This is a genomic window from Emticicia sp. (assembly GCF_043780375.1).
Lineage (GTDB): Bacteria > Bacteroidota > Bacteroidia > Cytophagales > Spirosomataceae > Emticicia.
Genome location: NZ_JAYWCU010000018.1, coordinates 1 through 3,307, shown reverse-complemented (window position 1 = coordinate 3,307; position 3,307 = coordinate 1). Strand labels below are relative to the sequence as shown.

Annotated in this window: 4 protein-coding genes; all 4 read right to left on the bottom strand. The window is 39.8% G+C overall.

Annotation, left to right across the window (positions count from 1 at the left end):
• Positions 1 to 34 precede the first annotated feature (34 nt).
• Positions 35 to 1,336, bottom strand: a complete 1,302-nt coding sequence (gene hisD, locus ACH2CJ_RS01595) for a histidinol dehydrogenase (protein WP_394990321.1) — start codon at positions 1,334 to 1,336, stop codon at positions 35 to 37.
• A 101-nt stretch (positions 1,337 to 1,437) separates the two neighbouring features.
• Entirely contained in the window at positions 1,438 to 1,725 is a 288-nt protein-coding gene (locus ACH2CJ_RS01590) for an antibiotic biosynthesis monooxygenase family protein (RefSeq protein WP_394990320.1), read from the bottom strand.
• 1 nt (position 1,726) lies between these two features.
• A complete protein-coding gene (locus ACH2CJ_RS01585) occupies positions 1,727 to 2,680 on the bottom strand; it encodes a fumarylacetoacetate hydrolase family protein (protein ID WP_394990319.1) in 954 nt (317 codons plus the stop codon).
• 89 nt (positions 2,681 to 2,769) lie between these two features.
• Positions 2,770 to 3,307 (bottom strand): FAD-dependent monooxygenase (locus ACH2CJ_RS01580; RefSeq protein ID WP_394990318.1); only part of this gene is annotated, 538 nt, incomplete at its 5' end.

Genomic DNA, 3,307 nt, shown 5'->3' with positions numbered 1-3,307 from the left:
TTCTAACCGCTATACTTGTGGGTACACAGTAGTCTTAGGGATTGGGGGCGACCGTCGCTACGGCTTTATACCTCCTCACTCGAATATCGGCCTGTTCTTTATGTCCTGCAAAGTTTTCTATTTCACAAAGGCGTGAGCAATATTCGCCAATCATGGCACTTGCCTCGGGCGTTCTGATTTCTTGATAAGTACAAGTTTTTATAAATTTCCCAACCCAAAGTCCACCTGTATATTTTGCTCCGTGCTTAGTTGGCAACGTATGATTTGTACCAATAACTTTATCTCCGTAGGCAACGTTTGTGTATTTTCCGAGGAATAAACCGCCATAATTTGTCATTTTTTCTAAAAAATAACGTGGATTTTCGGTCATTACTTGAACGTGTTCGCTTGCAATAATATCTGCTTCTGCTACTAATTCATCAACGGTATCAACCAAAATTACTTGTCCGTAATCTCTCCACGAAACACTTGCAATGTCAGCCGTTGGTAAAACCGTTAGTTGTCTTTCAACTTCTTTGATTGTATCGTAAGCTAACTTTTCTGAATTTGTCAATAGAATGGCTGGCGAAGTTGGTCCATGTTCGGCTTGACCGAGCAAATCGGTTGCACAAATTTCAGCATCGCTTGTTTCGTCGGCAATAACCAACGTTTCGGTTGGACCAGCCAATAAATCTATGCCAATTTTCCCGAATAATTGTCTTTTTGCTTCGGCAACGTAGGCGTTGCCCGGCCCAACAATCATATCTACGGCTTCGATGGTTTCTGTTCCCAAAGCCATTGCAGCAATGGCTTGCACGCCACCGAGCAAATAAATTTCGTCAGCACCTGCCATGTACATTGCTGCCACAGTTGCCGCAGGAATCTCACCTTTAATGGGCGGTGTGCAAGCAATCACTCGCTTTACACCCGCCACTTTTGCTGTGAGAACGCTCATGTGGGCAGATGCCACCATAGGATAACGTCCACCTGGCACATAACAACCTACGCTATTGACAGGAATATTTTTATGTCCCAAGAAAACGCCTGGCAATGTTTCTACCTCAATATCTTTCAGAGCATCTTTTTGATGTTGAGCAAAATTTCGGATTTGGGTTTGAGCAAACTTAATATCTTCGATTACTTGGCTTGGCAAACTTCCAATAATTTCTTTGATTTTTGCATCCGACAATTTGAAACTTTCGGGCGACCATTTATCGAGTTTTTCAGAAATAGCTCTTACAGCAGCATCACCGCCTGTTTTTATTTCTTCGATAAAATTTTCAACGGTTTCTCTTACTTTTTTATCGTTCGACTCTGCCTCAAACAAGGAAATTGCTCCTTTGATTATTCTTTTCATTGTTAGTTTTTTGCTATATGCTGTAAGCTGTATGCCATAAGCACTCTTTAATTATTTTTGTATTATAAGCCACTTTGCATAGAACATATAGCTTACAGTTTTTACATTATTTCAAAATGCTCGGCTAATGGAGGATTTTGAAAATGTGGTGATAAAATTGTTCGCCATTCGGTAAATAATATTGATTGACGGAAACCAATTGTATGGTCTTCGAGGGTTTCCCAATGAATCAAAACCTTGTATTTGGTAGGAATTTCGATGCAATGATGAAATTTTAGACTAACAAAGCCCTTTGACTGTGAAACGACAGCTTCGGCTACTTGAAAAGTTTGTTCAAATGCCGCTTGGTGTCCTTCTTTAATATCGAATGTTGCTATTTCTAAAATCATTTTATATTACTTTATTTCTCAAAACTCCAATTCCTTCAATTTCTAACTCAACTACATCGCCAGGTTCAAGCGGGCGGTGAACGGTGAAATTATTTTCAATCAAACTCCCCCAACCCACTGTTCCTGAACCTAAAATATCGCCTGGCATTATGTTTACTCCATTTTCCGAAGCTCTTTCGAGCATTTGCCCAAAAGCATAATGAACGGTTTTGTAATTTCCTTCACAAATTGTTTCACCGTTGATTCTTGAAGTCATTTTTACATCAAATCTGGCATCTTGTACTGTTGGAACTTTCAGAGGCGATTCAAAATAACTTTCAGAAAAAGGTACTTCGTATTGTTCAAATTCATCGGCGGTAACAATGCAAGGTCCAAAAGCATTAGCAAAGTCTTTGCCTTTGTGCGGCCCAAGAGGGATTGTCATTTCTACTTTTTGAATAGCTCTTGCCGTCCAATCATTGAAAATGGTGTAACCAAAAATATAGTCTTTGGCCTCTTCCATTTTAATATCAGAGCCTTTTTTGCCAATTATGCAAGCGATTTCCAGTTCAATATCAAGCTTTGTTTCTTTTACTGGTCTTTTTATCTCATCATTTGGACCGAACACATTATGATGATTGGTGAAATAAAAAATCGGCATTTCGTACCAAGCAGCACCAACGGTATGCCCAAAAGATTTTGAGGCGTTGAGCATGTGCATCTCGAAACCTATGTAATCTCTTATGCTTCGAGGGTTTGGCAATGGAGCAAGCAATTTTACTTCTTCGAGTGAATAATGTGCTTCGACTTCGCCTAAATCTTTGATAATAGCGAAATATTCTTCATTATTTTCAATGAAAGTGAGCATATCGGTTGGTAGTTTTTCGCTTGCCAACTTCATATCAACTACTTTTTCGCCTTGCAGCCAACCAATTCGGCTTTCGTTATTTTTATTTTTAAATGTTATGAGTTTCATAAGCCCCCTAACCCCCAATGGGGGAATTTTTATTGTTAAAAAAATATATATTAACCCATTCAATTAAGCCCCCATCGGGGGTTTGGGGGCTAAATTTCCGCTGTCAATGCCATGCCAGTTTTGCCCATGAGCATACCCATGTTTGCACCTTCTGGTAGTGGTTGGTCATTGTATTCGAGTAACTCCCATGCACCTAAAGTTTCCGAAACATCAACAACCATCATACAACGATCATAACGACGCTTCATGTATCTGTCGAAAACATCATCAACTTCTCCTTCTTTTTGCAATTCTTCTATCAACACCACGGCATCTTCGATTGCTAAGGCTGCCCCCGACCCTAATTGTGGAATGGTGGTATGAGCGGCATCGCCCAAAACAACTACTCGGTTTTTGTACCAAGGTGCGGGCATTTTGAGGGTTTCTAATGCTCGGTAATTGACCAATTTAGCATCAGTTACTTGTGGAATTAATTCCTGAACCAAAGGCACTGGATATGCAGCCATATAACTTTTTAGTTTGTCAACTAATTGGTCTTCTGGAATTGCTGGATTATCGCCTTCGGCAGAATTTAGAAAAATATAGCATAAGTCAGAAGTCATCGGAACAACTCCAATTTTGTGTTTC